The 19,404-nt window shown below is 37.6% G+C and carries 17 protein-coding genes and 1 pseudogene; 11 read left to right on the top strand and 7 right to left on the bottom strand.

Annotation, left to right across the window (positions count from 1 at the left end; all coding sequences use genetic code 11):
• Window positions 1–2: 2 nt before the first annotated feature.
• On the bottom strand, window positions 3–1,490 hold the full coding sequence (locus OD757_RS04280) for a TolC family protein (RefSeq protein ID WP_263030953.1): 1,488 nt from the start codon (window positions 1,488–1,490) through the stop codon (window positions 3–5).
• Between the two features lie 386 nt (window positions 1,491–1,876).
• Between OD757_RS04280 and serC the strand changes: the two genes are divergently transcribed.
• Window positions 1,877–2,956, top strand: a complete 1,080-nt coding sequence (gene serC / locus OD757_RS04275; RefSeq protein WP_009393618.1) for a 3-phosphoserine/phosphohydroxythreonine transaminase — start codon at window positions 1,877–1,879, stop codon at window positions 2,954–2,956.
• Between the two features lie 58 nt (window positions 2,957–3,014).
• On the opposite strand, the gene OD757_RS04270 is transcribed toward serC, so the two are convergent.
• Both OD757_RS04270 and OD757_RS04265 read right to left on the bottom strand, forming a co-directional pair.
• Window positions 3,015–3,161, bottom strand: a complete 147-nt coding sequence (locus tag OD757_RS04270; RefSeq protein WP_171061988.1) for a hypothetical protein — start codon at window positions 3,159–3,161, stop codon at window positions 3,015–3,017.
• 33 nt (window positions 3,162–3,194) lie between these two features.
• Window positions 3,195–4,136, bottom strand: a complete 942-nt coding sequence (locus tag OD757_RS04265; protein WP_263030952.1) for a hypothetical protein — start codon at window positions 4,134–4,136, stop codon at window positions 3,195–3,197.
• Window positions 4,137–4,381: 245 nt separating this feature from the next.
• Between OD757_RS04265 and OD757_RS04260 the strand changes: the two genes are divergently transcribed.
• Both OD757_RS04260 and OD757_RS04255 read left to right on the top strand, forming a co-directional pair.
• Complete coding sequence (locus tag OD757_RS04260) at window positions 4,382–4,870, top strand: YaiI/YqxD family protein (protein WP_263030951.1); 489 nt, start codon at window positions 4,382–4,384, stop codon at window positions 4,868–4,870.
• A 7-nt stretch (window positions 4,871–4,877) separates the two neighbouring features.
• A complete protein-coding gene (locus OD757_RS04255; RefSeq protein WP_263030950.1) occupies window positions 4,878–5,786 on the top strand; it encodes a DMT family transporter in 909 nt (302 codons plus the stop codon).
• Window positions 5,787–5,815: 29 nt separating this feature from the next.
• Here the strand turns inward: OD757_RS04255 and OD757_RS04250 are convergent.
• Window positions 5,816–5,896: pseudogene (locus OD757_RS04250) on the bottom strand (PilZ domain-containing protein); the annotation flags it as partial.
• Between the two features lie 149 nt (window positions 5,897–6,045).
• Here OD757_RS04250 and OD757_RS04245 point away from each other — a divergent pair.
• The 3 genes from OD757_RS04245 to OD757_RS04235 all read left to right on the top strand — a co-directional run bounded on the left by OD757_RS04245 (window position 6,046) and on the right by OD757_RS04235 (window position 10,476).
• Window positions 6,046–7,281: a lipoprotein-releasing ABC transporter permease subunit gene (locus OD757_RS04245; RefSeq protein WP_034679099.1), complete on the top strand. Its 1,236-nt coding sequence runs from the start codon at window positions 6,046–6,048 to the stop codon at window positions 7,279–7,281.
• Entirely contained in the window at window positions 7,274–7,960 is a 687-nt protein-coding gene (locus OD757_RS04240; protein ID WP_263030949.1) for an ABC transporter ATP-binding protein, read from the top strand. Before OD757_RS04245 ends, OD757_RS04240 begins: the two co-directional genes overlap by 8 nt.
• Before the next feature lie 83 nt (window positions 7,961–8,043).
• A complete protein-coding gene (locus OD757_RS04235; protein WP_263030948.1) occupies window positions 8,044–10,476 on the top strand; it encodes a DNA internalization-related competence protein ComEC/Rec2 in 2,433 nt (810 codons plus the stop codon).
• Here OD757_RS04235 and OD757_RS04230 read toward each other — a convergent pair.
• Window positions 10,429–11,412 (bottom strand): lysophospholipid acyltransferase family protein, encoded by a 984-nt coding sequence (locus tag OD757_RS04230; RefSeq protein ID WP_009393703.1) that lies wholly within the window; start codon window positions 11,410–11,412, stop codon window positions 10,429–10,431. The two genes, OD757_RS04235 and OD757_RS04230, sit on opposite strands and share 48 nt — an antisense overlap.
• Before the next feature lie 133 nt (window positions 11,413–11,545).
• On the opposite strand from OD757_RS04230, the gene sppA reads away from it, so the two are divergent.
• Both sppA and OD757_RS04220 read left to right on the top strand, forming a co-directional pair.
• On the top strand, window positions 11,546–12,562 hold the full coding sequence (gene sppA, locus OD757_RS04225; protein ID WP_263030947.1) for a signal peptide peptidase SppA: 1,017 nt from the start codon (window positions 11,546–11,548) through the stop codon (window positions 12,560–12,562).
• Window positions 12,563–12,583: 21 nt separating this feature from the next.
• Window positions 12,584–13,393, top strand: a complete 810-nt coding sequence (locus OD757_RS04220; protein WP_263030946.1) for an alpha/beta fold hydrolase — start codon at window positions 12,584–12,586, stop codon at window positions 13,391–13,393.
• Window positions 13,394–13,461: 68 nt separating this feature from the next.
• Here the strand turns inward: OD757_RS04220 and purN are convergent, their stop codons facing one another.
• On the bottom strand, window positions 13,462–14,091 hold the full coding sequence (gene purN, locus OD757_RS04215; protein ID WP_263030945.1) for a phosphoribosylglycinamide formyltransferase: 630 nt from the start codon (window positions 14,089–14,091) through the stop codon (window positions 13,462–13,464).
• Window positions 14,088–15,158: a phosphoribosylformylglycinamidine cyclo-ligase gene (gene purM / locus OD757_RS04210; RefSeq protein WP_263030944.1), complete on the bottom strand. Its 1,071-nt coding sequence runs from the start codon at window positions 15,156–15,158 to the stop codon at window positions 14,088–14,090. The genes purN and purM overlap by 4 nt, the downstream gene beginning before the upstream one ends.
• A gap of 135 nt (window positions 15,159–15,293) precedes the next feature.
• Here purM and cxpE point away from each other — a divergent pair, with 135 nt between their 5' ends.
• From cxpE to rbtA, 3 genes are all read left to right on the top strand, one after another.
• On the top strand, window positions 15,294–16,490 hold the full coding sequence (gene cxpE, locus OD757_RS04205) for a chloramphenicol efflux transporter CxpE (RefSeq protein WP_009393553.1): 1,197 nt from the start codon (window positions 15,294–15,296) through the stop codon (window positions 16,488–16,490).
• A gap of 20 nt (window positions 16,491–16,510) precedes the next feature.
• Window positions 16,511–17,209 carry a DnaA regulatory inactivator Hda gene (gene hda / locus OD757_RS04200; RefSeq protein ID WP_003650214.1) on the top strand — a complete coding sequence of 233 codons (699 nt, stop codon included), beginning with the start codon at window positions 16,511–16,513 and terminating at the stop codon, window positions 17,207–17,209.
• A 330-nt stretch (window positions 17,210–17,539) separates the two neighbouring features.
• Window positions 17,540–19,390: a rhombotarget A gene (gene rbtA / locus OD757_RS04195; protein WP_263030943.1), complete on the top strand. Its 1,851-nt coding sequence runs from the start codon at window positions 17,540–17,542 to the stop codon at window positions 19,388–19,390.
• Window positions 19,391–19,404 lie beyond the last annotated feature (14 nt).

Genomic DNA, 19,404 nt, shown 5'->3' with positions numbered 1-19,404 from the left:
TATTAACGGATATAGTCGGTATGTGGTTGATTAACGTAAGCTTTGAATTGATCAATTGAGCCGTGACTTTGCAGTAAAGTCGCGAGTGACATGACATATTTATAAGCATTTAAAGCCATTTCTGTTTTTAAAGCACTTAATGCATTTTGTGCATCAATTACTTGGGTTGCTGTACCCATTCCTTCACGGAAAGAAAGTTCTTGAATACGCAAATTTTCTTGAGCGGCATTTAGGTTTCTTTGTAAAAGCTGATGGCTTTGCTGAGCAGAGTTGAGCTCGTTATATGACTTATTCAAAAGACCTTCAATCTCTTGTTTAGTCCGTTCAGTCAGGAGTTCAGAAGCGTAGCGCTTCAATTCGGCAGCATGGATATTCTTATTTTTATCTACACCTGAAAATAGATTGTATTTTGCCATTACACCTACAATCCAGTTTTCATTTTCATCAAGGGCATATTCACCAAAGGCAAATAAACTTGGTTTTTTTGCGGCTTGTTGAGCCTGAATATTTACATTGGCCAGTTGAGTATCCATCTGCATTTTTTGTACAAGGCTGGACTTTTGCGAATAACTGGTTAAAAGTGACTCTAAAGACTGGCTTGGCGTGTTATTTACAAATAAGGGTGTGCTTAAATCTACATTATTTTGTTGATGTAAAAGATTATTAAGACTAAAGCGGCTAGCATTTAAATTGGCTTGAGTACTTTGTAAAGTACGTTCTGCATTATTGCGAGCTACTTCAAACTGCATGCGTTGCCCTTTACTAATAAACCCTTGTTGTTCGAGCTTTAGGGCATTGCTGTAATGTTTTTGCATGGCATTAAAGTTAAATAAGCTACTTGCTACCAATTGCTGCTGTAATTGAACATTAAAGTAACTTTGTACCACTTCAAAACGCTGTATATCTTGTTGTTGTTGGCTTGAAAGTTCAGAACGCTGTGCTTGGATATTGGCTATTTTTTTTGCACTGCTGGTTAAGCCGCCTGTATAAAGTGGCATTACGACCGAAATAGAAGGGCGTACGACCTGATCTTCTATGGTCAGATTCGCATAATCGGGAAAGCGATTTATTCCATCATGGATAGTTTGATTTGCGCCTTCTTGGACTTGCCCCAGCACATCTGATGGAATGACATTGTTCCACTGCGAAAGTTTATCGTTGAATCCCTGACTTAAATCATTCTCAAGTTTCTGTTTAAAAGAGCCAAGCGGTACGTCAGTTTCGCTATGAAAAGCATATGCTCTGACATTTAAATCAACTCGAGGTAATCCGAGTCCTTTTACAGCTTCAGCTTCTAATTGAGATGCTTGCTGTAAAGCTTGATTGGCTTGAGTACTATATGAACTCTTTAAAGCTTGCTGCTCTGCTTCAGCATAGCTTATGCTTTCGGCATATAAATGATTTGTGAAAAAAAAGCCTAAAGCCAAAGCAAGATGTTTTGGTTTAAAGAAAAAAGGGCAAATAGACTGTCTATATCGATGTGTTGGCATTTTAAATAACAATTTTTGGCATCCCTTATAGTTTAAATTTCTTGTTATTAAATTCAATTATCATCTTGTTTCTTATACATTTGTATAAAAACCTTGTAGTTTTAACCTCACTTTAATTATTGAATATGACGAAGCCTATATATTTGTAATCCTTATCAAAGTATGTGAAATCATAATCTCAAGTCAAGCTGATCTTTTTGATTAAAAAATTTTTTAAATTTGGAAAGTGTTAATTAAAACTAAAAAATAACGATCACACTAATTGAAAAAAAAAACCTAAATACAGTCCAGCATTGAAATATTTACTTGAGAAGCTGCTGCAAGCTTAAGCAATCTGTGGTTAAATGCCATTTTTATTGTGTTTGACTTTATACAAGGGAAAAATCATGCGCGCGTACAATTTCTGTGCTGGTCCTGCTGCATTACCTACTGCCGTTTTAGAAAAAGCTCAACAAGAATTGTTGGATTGGCAGGGTAAAGGTCTATCCATCATGGAAATGAGTCACCGTAGTGCTGACTATGTTGCTGTGGCTGAAAAAGCTGAAGCAGATTTACGCAAACTAATGAATATTCCAGAAAACTATAAAGTACTGTTTTTACAAGGCGGTGCGTCATTACAATTTTCTGCGATTCCTTTAAACCTTTTAGGTAAGAACAGTAAAGCTGATTATATTGATACTGGCATCTGGTCTGAAAAAGCATTAAAAGAAGCAAAACGTTATGGCGATATTAATGTTGTAAATGCTGGTATTAAAGTAGATGGCAAATTCGCAATTTCTGAGCAAAGCGAATGGAATTTGTCTGACGACGCAGCTTATGTACATTATGCAGATAATGAAACAATTGGTGGCTTACAGTTCGCAGGAATTCCTGATGTAAAAGCACCACTCGTTTGTGACTATTCATCAAGCATTTTATCTGCTCCATTAGATGTGACCAAGTTTGGTTTGATCTATGCTGGCGCACAAAAAAATATTGGTCCTGCTGGATTAACAATTGTCATTATTCGTGATGACTTACTTGATCAAGCTAAACCAGAAATTCCAAGCATTTTAAAATATGGTGACCAAGCGAAAAATGGTTCTATGGTCAATACACCATCGACTTACGCTTGGTACTTGTCTGGTTTAGTATTTGAATGGTTACTAGAGCAGGGTGGGGTAGATGCTATCCATAAAATTAACCTTGAAAAAGCTCAGTTGTTATATGGTTATATCGACTCAAGTGATTTCTACAACAACCCGATTGCCATTCCAAACCGTTCAATTATGAATGTACCGTTTACTTTGGCAGATGAAGCTTTAGACAAGCAATTCTTAAAAGAAGCGGAAGCAAACCATTTGTTGAATTTAGCTGGGCACCGCTCTGTGGGTGGGATGCGTGCAAGTATTTACAACGCAGTGCCTTTAGAAGGCGTACAAGCTTTAATTAGCTTTATGGATGATTTTGCCAAGCGTAATGGTTAAGCAAATCAAATAAATAAAGCCCTCAAATGAGGGCTTTATTTATTGAATAAGTTATTAATTAAAAAGGCACTAAACCAAACTGGTGCATGAATATGGCAGCTAAGAACATACCCAATACAAAAAAGCAAAACGCACCAGTATCGACCTTTATGCGCAGGCTACTAGATTGAATGAGGCTGGTCGTTTGTTCGGGTATAATCTTCATTCAATAACCTAATTATTAAAATATTAGTGAAATTCAATTAGTTTCACCCTTTTTAGCACAAATAGTCGCCTGAATCCAGATATTACCGCGAATATATTCGCCAATATTAAAGTTTTTATACAAATCGTTTTTGGTCGCAAGGCGCACTAATATAGCAGGAAGTTCATCTTCTAAAACCAAAGTGACATCATAAAGGGTATATTCTGCCCCCATAAATGTCATAGAAGTTTTACCAACAATATTACCTTGGAACCATGCTTCATCTTCTTGACCAAGATTTTCGCCATATAAATAAGCAACCATTTTAGAAAAATCAACGGTTACAGGCTCTTGATCTTCTGGAGTTTTTGGTTGCCATTCATTAATGAGTTCCTGTAAGTTTTCAGGAGCAACACCATTATGTTCAGTTAAAATTGCATTTAATGCACGGTGATGTTTAATTGAGGCTGGGTCATCAACAACAATTTTTTCACCGGCTGGAACAGATTCTAATTCATAAGCCCATGCATTAAATTGGACTTGATAGTTTTGAGTTTTGTCATATTGACAAGCGTTAACGCTAAATAAATTATCAAATGCATAAACAGTTGTATTTTTATTTAGTCTTAAACTTAACACGGCTTGTGTTGCAGAATCACAAGTAATGATACGTTCAATTTTTGCATTATATTGATATGGGCTTTCAAAACTTGGAAAGGCTGTTTTGAGTGCACGAGGTTTTTGGTTCTCAACCGCAATAATCTGATTGATTGTAACTTTCTGGTCTTTTGGACCTTGAATCAACCAAAAAGATGGGTCCATGTCTTCTTCATGTTCACATAAGCCCATTGGCATTACAGGTGCATCAAGTGCTAGTCCTAACCATTTTGGTACATCTGTTTCAGGATGGGACGTCAATAGATTCCAATGTTCGCCATGACTACCAAAATTTTGGTCATTTACTTTAATTACTTCTGGACTGTTTTGATTTTTCATAAGCACGATGCTGTTGGGTTCACATTACTTGTTATATTAAATCGAGGGTGTTTACTATTTTTCAAGTCGCCATATGTAAATTCTCTTGTAAAAGCACGTATTTAGTCATTTAAAGAGAAATACTGCTTATATTTATAGGTTAAAACTAAATTTAATCTATAAAAACTTTAATGTTGAAATTAAAAATAAGTTTAATGTTTATTACTATTCACCTTAGAAAAGCATCTGTTAGACTTACATTTTTAGTGGAAATAGAGAATAACGTGCTGCCATTTAAACTATGGGTAGACGCAGACGCCTTACCAAGAATATTACGGGAAGTGATTTTGCGTGCATCAGATCGTTATCAGTTAGAAGTCATCTTTGTTGCCAATCAAAATGTTGGGATTACGCCTTCTGTTCGGATCAAGTCAATACAGGTTTTAAGTGGTGCTGATCAAGCAGATAAAGAAATAGTTGATCGTATGATTGAAAATGACATCGTCATTACACAGGATATTCCGCTAGCAGCTCAGGTAATTGAAAAGGGTGGCGTTGCTATTCATCCCCGAGGTGAAGTCTATACAACTGCTAATGTTAAAGCGCGATTACATCTGCGTGATTTCATGGATACGCTACGTGGCGCGGGTGTACAAACTGGTGGTCCACCGCCTATTTCCGAGCGGGATAAACGTGAATTTTCGAGTGCATTAGATCAAACAATTTTAAAGCAAAAACGTAAAACAGCTAAGTGAGCATCGCATGCCATCGCAAACCAATTTAGCTTTAACTTATGCCTTGTTAGTGTTTATCTGGGCCACAACTCCATTGGCCATTGTTTGGAGTGTGTCTGATTTACATCTGATGTGGGCATTGTTATTACGCTTTTTTATTGCATTGCCTTTGGCCGTGACCATATTACTAATTTTAAGAACACCTTTTCCGACTCATCGACAAGCAATTCATAGTTACGTTGCCGGATCTTTTAGCTTAATTGGTTCTCAAATTTTTACCTATGCTGCTACCCAATATTTAAGCTCAGGCATGATTGCACTTATGTTTGGCTTAGCCCCCATTATGGCAGGGCTTATAGGCCGCTTTGCATTTGGCCAGCAACTTTATAAGTTGCAATGGCTAGGTATGGCAATTGCAGTCAGTGGTTTAGCCATTATTTGTCTGAGCGGTGCAAATCAGCATGTGCATCCGTTTGGCATTGTTCTCATGCTGATGAGTGTGTTTGTTTATTCTTTTTCAATTTTCTGGGTGAAGAAAGTTAATGCTCAGATTCAGCCGATGGCTCAGGCAACAGGTTCTATTTTAGTGTCTTCTATTTTTGCTAGTTGTCTTATTCCATTTATTTGGCAATATGCGCCGACACATTTGCCAGAAGCTAAATCTTTATTTGCCTTAATTTATACGGTACTGATGGCTTCATTAGTCGCTATGTTTTGTTATTTCAAACTTATACAAAATATTCAGGCAACGACTTTATCTTTAACAACAGTAATTACCCCCATGTTAGCCATGATGATTGGAGCTGCTTTAAACCACGAACAACTTTCGATTATGGTTTTTGTGGGGGCTTTAATTATCTTGTTTGGACTCTTTTTATATTTCTATAAAGACATTCAGGCAAATCGAAATTTTGTTCGACATATTAAGTCTAAATAGGAGAAGATTTGGGTAATTTGTTGAGCTTATTCATTAAATTGTTCTAATTCGTAGCGAAATGCATGATCAAATTGATCTCCCAACTTAAGTAGTAGAAAATAGCGCAGCAATATAATATTAGGATTATTAAGGAAAGATCAGAACTTACTGATTTTTAAACCTTAATACAGCATCTAACGATATGGTCAAATAGTAGATGAGGATGTAATTTGACATTAGCATCTGCTATTTCCCATCAATCACCTTGGATTTAGAAGGTATGTTTAAACCAATCTCACTGTATATAGGGTTGAGATATACTCGCGCAAGACGCAGTAATCATTTTATTTCTTTTATTGCATTAGTTTCGATGGTCGGTTTGACACTAGGTGTCGCTGTGCTGATTACGGTACTTTCTGTGATGAACGGTTTCGATCGCGAATTAAAAAACCGTGTTTTGGGAATGGTTCCGCAAGCGACAGTTTCATCTACACAAATCCTCACGGATTGGCCTGAACTGGTAAAACGAGTTGAACATCATCCACATGTAACTGGGGTTGCACCTTTTACCCAATTGCAAGGTATGTTAACCGCGCAAGGGCAAGTCGCTGGTATTATGGTGACGGGTATTGACCCAAAATATGAAAAGAATGTTTCTATTATTCAAAATCATATTGTTGCGGGTAGCTTAGATTCACTTAAAAAGGGTGAGTTTGGTATTGTCCTTGGTAAGGATATGGCCGATTCATTAGGTTTGCGTTTAAATGACAGTGTGACTTTGGTTTTACCTGAAGCAACGCCATCTCCAGCGGGTGTCGTACCTCGCTTTAAACGTTTTAAAGTGGTTGGTATTTTTAGTGTAGGGGCCGAAGTCGACTCTATGGTGGGTTATATCGCCCTCTATGATGCGTCAACCCTATTACGTTTACCAGATGGTGCTCAAGGCGTTCGTTTAAAGCTCGATGATATTTTTGCCGCGCCACAAGTTGCCGATGACTTGGTAAAAAGTTTACCAAGCAATTTCTACGCAACGAACTGGACCTATACGCATGGCAATCTGTTTAATGCCATTCAAATGGAAAAAACACTAGTTGGTTTATTGCTTGTACTTATCATTGTTGTTGCAGCATTTAATATTGTTTCATCGTTAGTCATGGTTGTGACAGATAAAAAATCTGATATTGCCATTTTGCGTACACTAGGCGCTTCGCCATCGATGATTACTAAAATCTTTATGGTGCAAGGCACCGTGATTGGTGTGATTGGTACAGTTGCTGGTACGGTTTTAGGTGTAATTTTGGCTTTAACCATTAGTGATATCATTTCATGGTTTAACAATGTGTTAGGTTTAAATCTATTTGATGCCTACTTTGTGCATTACCTACCTTCTTATTTAAGATGGCAAGATGTGACAATCATTGTGACAGTGTCTTTACTCTTAAGCTTCTTGGCAACTATTTATCCGGCGCTTCGTGCTGCCAAAGTTCAACCTGCCGAGGCACTGCGCTATGAGTAAAATTGTTTTAGAAGCAAAAGATGTCTATAAACATTTTGATGATGGTAAATCTAAGGTTGAAGTCATTAAAGGTCTTTCTTTACAAGTTGAAGCAGGACAGTTTGTTTCGATTGTTGGTGCGAGTGGTTCAGGTAAAAGTACTTTGCTTCATGCGCTAGGTGGTTTAGAGCAACCAACACAAGGACAAGTATTCTTAAATGGTCAGCGTTTTGATAATTTAGGTGAAGCCGAACGTGGCTTCCAACGTAACAAATATCTCGGTTTTGTTTATCAATTTCATCATTTGTTACCTGAGTTTTCTGCGCTTGAAAATGTGGCAATGCCTCTTATGCTTCGACCAGATAGTCAATTCAAATCGGTAAAAGCACAAGCTGAATATTTACTAGATCGGGTGGGGTTATCCCATCGTATGGATCATAAGCCAGGTGAGCTTTCAGGCGGTGAGCGCCAGCGTGTTGCTTTGGCTCGTGCTTTGGTCACTCAACCTGCTGTTGTTCTGGCCGATGAACCAACAGGAAACCTCGATCGTAAAACAGCTCTAGGTATTTTTGAATTACTGACCGATCTTAAGAAAGAGCTCAATATGGCTATGCTTATTGTGACTCATGATGAGCAGTTGGCTCAGGCAGCAGATTCAATCTTGCATATGGAAGATGGTCTGTGGGTGAGCGGTTCTTAAAAAATTGTCATTAAAACACATTGTTAAAGCCCACTTAGTTGGGCTTTAATTTTGCCCCTAAAAAGATAACGATATGACTTTAAATGTTAAAACTTATTTTAGTGGGGTGGGTTGTAGGTATTGCATTCATGGGAGTAAATATTCCTCTAGTAATGCAATATGGTTGGATTGGTAAAGTTCTGCTCTTTATTAGCTTTATTTTTTATATTTTTAAGCGGTCCATAATTGTAAATCGCCCCATATTAAAGGCAGTTTATTGCCTAATCTGTGGTCTAAGCCTTTTTGTTATAGGTCATCAGTATGTGCAGCATGCCTTAAATGAAAGGTTACAGCTAAGAGCAATGCAACCTGAGTCTTTAGACATTGTTGTGTATATAGACCGAATAAGCGAAGAAAAAGATAATAAGACGCAGCAACTTGCTCAGGTTCTAGGGCAGTCATCTCATGTGGTGAATTGGTTACTATATTTAAAAAATGAAAATGAGAGTGCATTAATAGAGGGGCCAAAATTACAATTAGGTCATTATTATCGAATTTCGGGTAAAACCAGACCAGCTCATAGTTATGCAGTATCAGGTGCTTTTGATCAAGAACAATGGTTCATTCAAAGAAACATAATGTCAGGTTTTAGTGTTCAGCATATTGAGTCTTTAAGTTCTAATGAAATTTATCGGTTGGGTTATCAAAATCACTTAAAACAGCAACAAAAGTTTTTTACTAGACAACAGTTAAATATAGAAAAACTCCGTCTTAAATTTAGATTAATGCTAAAAAAATCTCCCTTTCAGAATAAAGGATTGTTATTAGCGCTCCTAACAGGGGATGAAAGTCTTTTAAATGAAGAAACTAAAAATCAATTTAAGCAGTTAGGAGTCTCTCATTTATTGGCCATTTCAGGACCCCATGTCCTTATTTTTTCTATCATGTTGTCTTGGGGATTACACCAACTCATACGACGTTATTATTCGCAGATTTATTTATGGCAACCCAAGCAAATATTGACCATGATTCCATTATGTTTTGGGGTTTTAATTTATACGGCTTTCGTGGGCTTTGAAATTCCAGCCTTAAGAACTTTACTTTCAATATTTTTATTTGCCTTTTTATTGTTAGTTAAACTGCCTATCAAGCCATTTTCGCTCTTGGTTTATAGCGCAAGTCTACTTTTACTTTTCGACCCATTTAGTGTCTTGTCGGCAGGTTTTTGGCTCTCTTATGGTTCTTGCTTTATTTTATTGCGCATTTATCAAACTATTGTACAGACTCCAAAGCTTGTTTCAGTGAGTGTGCTATCTAGAATAATTCTTTTAACTAAAACCTTAATAGAATCTCAGGGTAAAATATTTATCGCCCTATGTCCTTTAATGTTGATTTTCTTTCAGCAGATTTCATGGGTAGCACCTCTCACAAATATTATTGCTGTTCCTCTGTTAGGAGGAGTTATTGTTCCTTTGAATATTTTTGCTGCCTGTGTGTGGCTTATTTTTAATTCAATTGGAAATGCTCTTTTTCAGATTAATGATATTTTGCTCAGTATAGTGCTGACATGTTTTAGTTTTTTAGAGAAATTATCCTTACCATTGCAAGGTTTTAGCCTGACACCAGTTGCTTTGTTGGGTTTTAGCTGTGTCATTATTATTTTATTTTTACCACGTGGTGTTTTACCGAAATCTTGGGGGCTCATATGTTGTTTACCCTTAGTCATTCCAGATAAGTCATCCCAGCAAATTCAATTAAATATTATAGACGTAGGCCAAGGACAAGCGATTTTTCTAAAACATCCAGAGCAGACATGGTTAATTGATACGGGTGGTTCTTATGATGAGAAAGCTTTTAGTATTGGTCAAAATGTAGTGATTCCATATTTACGTCAGAAAGGTATTAAACAACTAGATCATGTGGTGTTATCTCATCTAGACCAAGATCATAGTGGGGCATTTCCTTTTATCGCTCGGGCTTTTCCTATTAAACAAGTCATATCAAATGAGCTATGGGCAGAGCAGGTGACACAACCATTTACTTATTGTCATCAAGGGCAAAAATGGCAATATCCACAGATAGATATTGAGATACTTTGGCCTAAAGAAAAAGATTTAAATTTAGTTTCTTCAAATCAAAATCAATATTCTTGTGTCGTTTATATTCATTTGAAACAAGTAGGGGGTTATCAAAATTATTTAATTATGGGGGATGCGGGATGGGAAGCAGAATATCAATTGATAAAAGAATATCCTGATTTAAAAGTAGATGTTTTGGTCTTAGGTCATCATGGTAGTAAACATAGTTCAGCCTATGACTTCTTAGCGACTTTAAAGCCAAAGCTTGTTGTTGCCTCTGCCGGTTTTAATAACCGATATGGTCATCCAAGCAAAGAAGTCTTAGCGAGAATACAAGCACTTAATATTCCGTTTAAAAGCACAGTTGAGCAAGGAACATTAAGTTTTGTATCTCACAATCATCAAATGATTTTATACACTCGACGTTTCGAGCGTACGTGGCTTCACAGAAATTGGTGAAGCTTCAGCTTTAAGCTTATCCACAATTTGAAGAGCTTCAGTTGGATCAATATTATAAATATTATCTAAAGCAGGATTTGCTTTAAAACGTTTATAGCTCCAGTGATAGTGATCCGGATAGTGTTGAATCAGTTGTTCTATGGCTTGATGAATAACAAAGGTTCCATCATCCGCACTACCTTCATAAATCTTCTCATCCATTGGTTCAATATGCATCGTAAAACCGTCATGTTCATTACGAATTGCATAAAGAAATAATGCTTTGGCTTTTGTTTTTTGGATGAGCTTAGCACTTAAATTGCTTGAGGCAAGCGGAACACCAAAGTAATTGATCATATCCCCACCAACATTCGGTGTATGGTCGGGTAAAATTACAGTAGTTTCACCTTGTTTTAGCGCTTTAAAAATTTGTCTAACACCTGTTTCATCGGTAGGTACTAAGTTGGCCTGTTCACGACTACGCGCTTCACGAACAAAACGGTCTGCATCTACATTTTTTACAGGCTTGTATAAAATTGTCATTGAAGTGAACTGGGCACACCAAGCATTCATGATTTCCCATGTGCCAAAATGTGGAACAATCAATACCACACCTTTTTTTGCTGCAAGCGCTTCATGAAAGTAATGCTCACCTTCAATATGGTGAATTCTCTCGATATTCTGACTATTTGATGAACCCCAAATACTTAAAAATTCAAAGTATGAGGTTATTTCATTACGAATAGCTTGTTGCGTAATCTCTATTCGCTGCTGTGGCGTTAAATGTGGAAGGGCGATTTGTAAGTTTAGTTCTATACTTTTTGATGTTTTAGTGATTTTTAAAGTATTGATTAACCCTGCCAACATACGAGCAATAAAACGTCCAAATTTAATTGGCTGACGGCTAAAAGTTTTGAGTAGGTAATAGTTCATGCTTTTTGAATCTAATTTGGTCATCTATCGCGGGAAAAAGGAAGCAACAATTAAAAAAAGATAAAATTATTATAAATGAAATCATATTATTTAGACAGTTTTTATCAAATCAACGTATATAATGACATCATTTTAGATTAATTTGGATTGGAATTTTATGTCCGATTGGCCACCAAAACCACAAAATGAACCTATAACTCCTAAACACAATGGACAAGAATGGCAAATTATCGAGAAGGCTGTACTTGCCTCTGTAGAGGAGCAACGTCGTAGTCGTCGTTGGGGTATCTTCTTTAAAACATTAACTTTTATTTACTTATTATTCATTATTGTACTCATGGGTAAAGGCTGCTCAACCAATAAAGATGGCTCAGCTGTGGGTAGTAGTGGTGCTCATCTGGCAGTCGTTGATATTGTGGGTACTATTGATGCTTCAAGCAATCAAGCGGTAAATAGTGAAGATACAAATAAAGCGCTTAAGCGTGCTTTTGAAGCATCAAACAGTAAAGCTATTGCACTTAATATTAACTCACCTGGCGGTTCTCCAGTTCAGTCTGATGAAATCTGGCAGGAAATTCGTTATTTGAAAAAACAGCATCCAGATAAGAAGGTTTACGCTGTTATTGGTGATATGGGTGCATCGGGTGCGTACTATATTGCTTCTGCTGCTGATGAGATTATTGTCAATCCATCAAGTTTGGTGGGCTCAATTGGTGTGATCATGCCTAACTATGGAATTACTGGTTTAGCTCAGAAACTTGGTATTGAAGATCGCACTTTAATCGCAGGAACGAATAAAGACATTTTAAGTATGACAAAACCGATTGATCCTGTGCAAAAGCAACATATTCAATCTGTTCTTGATAATGTTCATACTCACTTTATCAGCGCAGTTAAAGAAGGGCGAGGAAAGCGTTTGAAATCGAATGATCCAGCTATTTTTTCTGGTTTATTCTGGACTGGTGAACAAGCAATCCAATTAGGCGTTGCTGACCGTTCAGGTAACATTACAAGCTTGATGCGTGAACTAAACCTTGATAATAAAGTTGACTACACAATTGAACGCAACCCATTACAATCCATTTTAGGTCGTATGGGTGCACAAATCGGGCAAGGGGTAAGTGAATCTATTGCTCAAGAAGTGCAGACTCGTCAAAGCGCAAAATTACAATAAAATCTGTTTTAGGATAGCGTTATGTCAATGAAACCAGTTATACACTTTGCTCATGCCAATGGCGTACCCTCAAAAGTGTATCAAAAACTGTTTGACCAATTGAAAGGGGAATATGACGTTATTTATGTTCCCTTGATTGGTCCTGATAAACGTTATCCTGTGACGAATCATTGGCCTGCTTTAGTTGATCAGGTGATTGATAGTATTGTGCGTCAGGCGAAAGGACGTAAAGTCATTGGATTGGGCCATTCCCTTGGTTCGGTTTTAACATTGATGGCATCATTTCAGCGTCCTGAACTCTTTTCTCAAGTCATTATGTTAGATCCACCTCTTATTTTAGGACGATATTCATTTGCTTTTCACATGGCAAAACTATTTCGTCCTAAATTGGTTGACGCGATGACTCCTGCAGGCTTATCTGCACGACGTCGTGAACATTGGGAATCGAGAGAGCAGGCTGCTGAGTTACTGCGTCCTAAAGGTTTCTATAAAGATTTTGATGAAGATTGTTTTCAAGCTTACATTGACTATGCTTTGAAAGAGGATCCGGTTCGCGGTGGAGTAACTTTAACGATTTCTCGTGATGATGAAGTGGCAATTTTCCGCAAAAATCCTTCTTGGTGGTGGCTACCAATGCCAAAACCTAAGATGCCTGTGCATTTGGTTGTGGGGAAAGAAAGTGCTTTCTTAAAGAGAGGCTTTCCTCAAATGGCAAAGCGAAAAATGGGAATTCCATTTACTGTAGTTGAAGGAGGGCATATGTTCCCTCTAGAACATCCTATTGATACAGTGAACACTATAAAGAAATTGATTCATCATCAGCCAAATTAATTTTTAGACTTATAAAAAAAGGACATGCCAGCATGTCCTTTTTTTATTTTGCTTTTAAGTAAAAAGTTTTACCAATTTGCAAAACGAATAGGGTGTTCAAGAACTTGATCACGGAAATAAGCTTGTCCATTTTTCCATGTAAGCTGACCGTTACATAACCACTCTGCTACTTGTGGGTAGATAAAGTGCTCAAGTGTATGCACTCGATCTGCTAATGAAGCGGCAGTATCATGTTCTCTAACTGAAATAGCGGATTGGGCAATCGATTGACCAGAATCCAGTTCAGCAGTTACAAAGTGTACGGTACAACCATGTAAACGATCACCTGTGTTTAAAACACGTTGATGAGTATTCACACCTTTATAAGCTGGAAGGAGGGAGGGATGTATGTTCAGCATTTTCCCTTGCCATTTGTTGACAAAGGCGGGAGTTAAAATGCGCATGAAACCAGCTAAAATAACCACGTCCACTTGCCAAGCCAAGAGTTGTTGATGCATTGCTTCATCAAACACTTCACGAGTTGGAAAGTCTTTATGGGAAATAACAGCCGTAGCAATATTGGCTTTTTGAGCGCGCTCAAGGGCATAAGCATCTGCTTTATTAGACAGTACACCTACAATTTGCCCTGATAGATTTGCATCTATCAAGGCCTGTAAATTACTGCCGTTCCCAGAGACTAGAACAGCAATTTTTATCATGCAAAGATCACACGAATTTTTTCGTCTGCACCTTCCACTGATTCAGCATTTTCTTGGATGTGTCCAATTTTCCAAGCTTTTTCACCTTGAGCATTAAGCACTTCAATTGCTTTTTCTGCATCATTTGCATCAACAGCAATGACCATACCTACGCCACAGTTAAACGTACGGTACATCTCAAAGCGCTCTACATTGCCTTCGCGTTGTAGAAGTTTGAATAACTCAGACCATTCCCAAGACGATTCATCAATAACTGCTTGAGCACCATTTGGTAATACACGTGGTAAGTTACCAGGTAAACCGCCACCAGTGATGTGTGCCATAGCATGTACATCAACTTGTTTGCAAAGCTCAAGAACTGGTTTTACATAAATACGTGTTGGTTCCATTGCAACATCTGCAAGAGGACGACCATCAATCGTTTGAGTTAAATCAACATTTTTAACGTCTAAAATTTTACGTAGTAATGAATATCCATTCGAGTGAGCACCGCTTGATGCAACACCGATAAGTACGTCACCAGACTTTACTTTAGAGCCATCAATAATTTTGCTTTGCTCAACAACACCAACGGCAAAACCAGCAAGATCGTAATCTTCGCCTTCATACATGCCTGGCATTTCTGCGGTTTCCCCACCTACAAGTGCACAACCCGCAAGCTCACAACCTTTACCAATACCAGTAACAACATTTGCAGCAACGTCAACATTTAAGTGACCTGTTGCATAATAATCAAGGAAGAATAATGGTTCTGCGCCACAAACTAAAAGATCATTTACACACATAGCCACAAGATCTTGGCCGATTGTGTCATGACGATTGAGATTAAGTGCCAAACGTAATTTAGTTCCTACACCATCGGTTCCAGAAACTAAAACAGGCTCTTCATAACCTTTGGGAATTTTGCATAGTGCACCAAAGCCACCAAGACCGCCCATTACTTCAGGACGACTTGTACGTTTAGCGACTGACTTGATACGATCGACCAGTGCGTCGCCCGCTTCAATGTCGACACCCGCATCTTTATAGCTTAAACCGGTATTTGGGGTAGAAGTTGAGTTGCTCATAAATGAAGTCTCCGCATTGGCGGCAGATTATAACCTGAATATACGAAACTCTTATGTTATTTATGCTCGAAAATGCTATCTTTAATAAAAATATTTTTTCATTTATAACGATTAAATCAAAAAAGGCTAGATTTTATGCAAGATCGTATACTGCGCCGTATTCTTTTACTCGCAGGTATTGTATTGCTGGTATGGGTATTGTACTTACTCAAGCCTGTAGTCATTCCTTTTATCGGTGCTTTTTTCCTGGCTTATTTATTCAGCCCCCTTGTTGATGTTCTGGTAAAAATCAAATTGCCACGCTGGTTAGCGATTAGTGCGGTGTTTATAGGAATAGGCGTTACCCTAACTATTGCACTCTGGTATTTGGTTCCCCTGATTTGGAAACAATTGGTCTACGCTCGAGATAGCATTCCAGCGGGTATTCACTGGATTAATGCAAAACTATTACCATGGGTTTCTTCGACATTTAATGTTCAGCAAATGGAAATTGATACCGATCAAATGTCCAAAGCTGTCATGGACTATGTTCAGACAAATTACAGTGCTGATAGTATTCAAGCTGTCTTATTAAAGCTTGCGCAATCGGGTCTTAATTTTATTCAGATCGGTGGGACAGTTGTTTTAATTCCAATTATTGCCTTTTATTTTTTACTAGATTGGGACCGTATGTTACAAAACTTACGTCGTCTCATTCCACGTCCATATGAAGCCACTACCTTACAGATAGTGGGTGAATGCCATAGCGTTTTAGGAGCATTTGTTAAAGGTCAGTTCCTCGTTATGCTATTGCTAGGCGTGGTCTATGCAGTTGGTTTGCAGCTCATTGGCTTGGAAGTTGGTCTTATTATTGGTATGGTGGCTGGCCTTGCCAGTATTATTCCTTATTTAGGATTTGCAGTAGGTATTATTGCTGCAGTTATCGCAAGCTTATTCCAGTTTGGATTGGACTGGATGCATTTATTACTTGTTGGTGTAGTTTTTATGATTGGCCAAGTCGTAGAAGGCTATATCCTACAGCCATTCCTATTGGGCGATAAAATTGGTCTATCTCCTGTAGCAGTTGTCTTTGCAGTACTAGCTGGTGCACAGCTTGCAGGTTTCTTGGGAATGTTAATTGCATTACCTGTTGCGGCTGTTATTGTAGTGCTGTTAAAACATTTAAGAGATAATTATGAGCGTAGTTCATTATATGCTCCACCTTCTACTTTATTGATACAAGAAGGCGGCAATATTGAGCAAATTCATGTAGAAACCGAAAGCACTAAGCTTGATCTTGAGGTTAAAACACAGCAAGATACAGATAAAGTGAAACCATCTGACCAGAAATAATTTCAAGGTTAATTCAATATATGCGTCAACTCCAACTGGATATAGAACCTCAACTTGATGCTCGAATCAGTGATTTTTCGGGACCGAGTTGGGGGAATGTAGTCGATGCTGTGCGTCAACTACATGCCGGTCTGGTCAGTAGGTTTTACATCTACGGTGGAGCAGGGACAGGTAAGAGTCATTTACTTTCCGCAATTTGTGACTCTTATTTAGAAATAGGCAAATCTGCAATTAAAGTTTCTTTGCTTGAACTCCTTGATGCACCTATCGAAGCTATTACTTCTTTAGAACATTATGACCTTGTTGCTTTAGATGATATTGAATCGATTAGTGGCGTGCCTCATTGGCAAAAAGCTGTCTTTCATTTGATGAATAATCATGAAGGACAGTTAGTATTTTCTTCGCGTGTAGCACCTATCGAATTAAAGTTGGAATTACCCGATTTACAGTCAAGACTGACCCAAGCTGTCAGCGTTAAAGTGCCGAGTGGAAGTCTATATGCAGACCGTTATGCGTTAGTCACCTCTGTAATGTCTAGACGAGGTATTCATTTTGATCAGCAAATTGTTGACTATTTATTGTTACATGGCCCTCACCAAGCCTCTCTTTTGCTACAGACAGTTGCCCAATTAGAAAAATTACTCAAAGGCGAAAAAACAAAACTTTCGAATGCAACTTTAAGGCAAATTTATGCTTTGATTGATGAATATCAACAATAGATATTCTTTCATTTGGGCTTATTGCTTGGCCTAAGTTTATAAAACCTATTAAAAAAGATTTTCTGATAAAAGATCGCTAATTTTAGAGTACTTATCTTTATGTCTTTTAAATCCCTTCTAATTTTTAAATGAGTGAATTTTTGTATTTAAAAAAGTTTTTTAGGGTATGAAGCTTTTTGTAATCTGACTCAAAAATGACTCTATAGACCGACCAAAATGTCTTGAGAAATTCTACTTGCTGTGACAAAGTACGCACAAAGGATGCGATTGCAAAAGTGAAAATTTTGCAATATTGACAAAAAAAATGAAAAAAGATGTAAGGAGATGGGTATGCTCAAACGGAGCATTGCTTTTGCTTTATTGGCTGCTGCTGGACACGCTTATTCTGCCGATATTCAAGTCACAAGCTTAATTGATGAAGATAAAGACGATACGCTATGTACATTGCGTGAAGCAGTACAGTTTCTTAATTATCGAGCATCTTCCAATGCTGCTGATGTTGAAAAATATGCAACTGGTTATCATGGATGCGGAGGTAAAGACGCCTCTTCAAATATTATTTTGCAGCGTGATAAAGAATATGCATTGAATACAAGTATAACAATTACCGGGCCTCTAAATATTCTTACAGAGAGTGACTCTAGTTTTATTGATAATGATGCTCCAGGAACCCATAACGCTAGCATTAAAATGGCAGGTACAGACCGCCTGTTTAAAATTGATGATGGTAATGTTGAAAAAACCTCTTTCTCTGTTTCTTTGAGTGACCTTAATTTACAAGGGGCTGGCTCTAAAACCTCCGTATTAGATGGAGGGCTAATTTATAACCATGAACAATTAACTATTAAAAATTCACGTTTGCTCAATGGTTATGCTACCCGTGGTGGTGCAATTTACAATGCTGGTAATTTATCTAATACGACAAGAACAGCTGGTACAGTTACTCTTACCAATAATTTAATACAGAATAATAAAGCGGCTCAGGGAGCAGTTTTATATAGCGAAATGCCTCTTTATTACATTACTCAATCTGTTTTACGTGATAATGAAGTTACAGCCGCAGATAACGCTTTATTGTATGTTCAAACCAAGTTTGCAGATGAAAGTACTGGGGGATATTTAACTTCACGTGCTATTGGATTAAGTAATAGTACAATTTTTCATAATAAAGGTGGTTTTATTGCAAATATCCGAGATGGGATGTTTGTTAATAACATTACGATGATTAAAAATGACAAAGGACTATTTCTTGATGCTCCTCAAGGAAATGCTTCTGTTTCAAACAGTATATTAGTAGGGAATACTCTAAATTGTCAGGTAGGTACAACCGATAAAGCAGTTATACAAAGTAATTTGGTTACCGCAGAATGTAACCGAAATGCGACCTCAAAGCTTCCTAATATTCTTTATCCCGCTAATGAAAAATTAATTGCGGGAGATACAGATGAAGGTGTATGCGATGTAACGGCTCAAAATGGATTGTTATGCCCTTATAACACGCCAAAAAATAGCTTTTTGGGTTTCTTTAGACCACGATTACTTGAGAATTATAAAAATTTAGCTGAATCATTGATCATTAATAAGGGACGTCTTTATAGTGATGGCTCTTCAATTGGTTTAGCGAGTTGTGAACGATACGATCAACGTGGTAAGAGTCGGAGTGGATATGATGAGCTCTGTGATTTAGGTGCAATCGAATATATTGTAGATAGTGAAGTCTCTTCAGTTGGTCAAGATATTAAATATGGCCAAGTTGCAAAATTCGGTATTTTAGGTTCTTTAAGTGAAGCTGATTTGGTTACGCCTGCTACGTGTAAGCGATTGTTTGGTGAGCGTGCTGATGGCAAAGACTGGCAACCAGGATGTCTTAAAGTTAGACAAAGTACAGATACACCAGTTTCAAAAGGCACTATAACCTTAGATCAAAATGGTAATGTAATTTATACGCCAAATGGAAATTGGCATGGTGCAGATATTTTTAGTATGCAAGTAGTTACTAGCGTATCTCGTTTTAATGAGGGTGAAGATTTTCAATATATTACTATCCCAACAAGAATTGTTCAGGAACCTTTATCTGGAATTGAAGATAAATCGGTAAGTACTGGCGGTGGGGGAAGTGTAGGCGGTGGTTTAATTTTAGGGTTAATTGGATTAATTGCATTACGCCGTTTCAAGTCATAAACAGGGATGTGGGC

It is taken from the genome of Acinetobacter sp. AYS6 (genome assembly GCF_025630795.1).
In the GTDB taxonomy this organism is placed as follows: domain Bacteria; phylum Pseudomonadota; class Gammaproteobacteria; order Pseudomonadales; family Moraxellaceae; genus Acinetobacter.
Note: the sequence above shows the minus strand (reverse complement) of the source record. Positions and strands in the feature narration are given on the sequence as shown.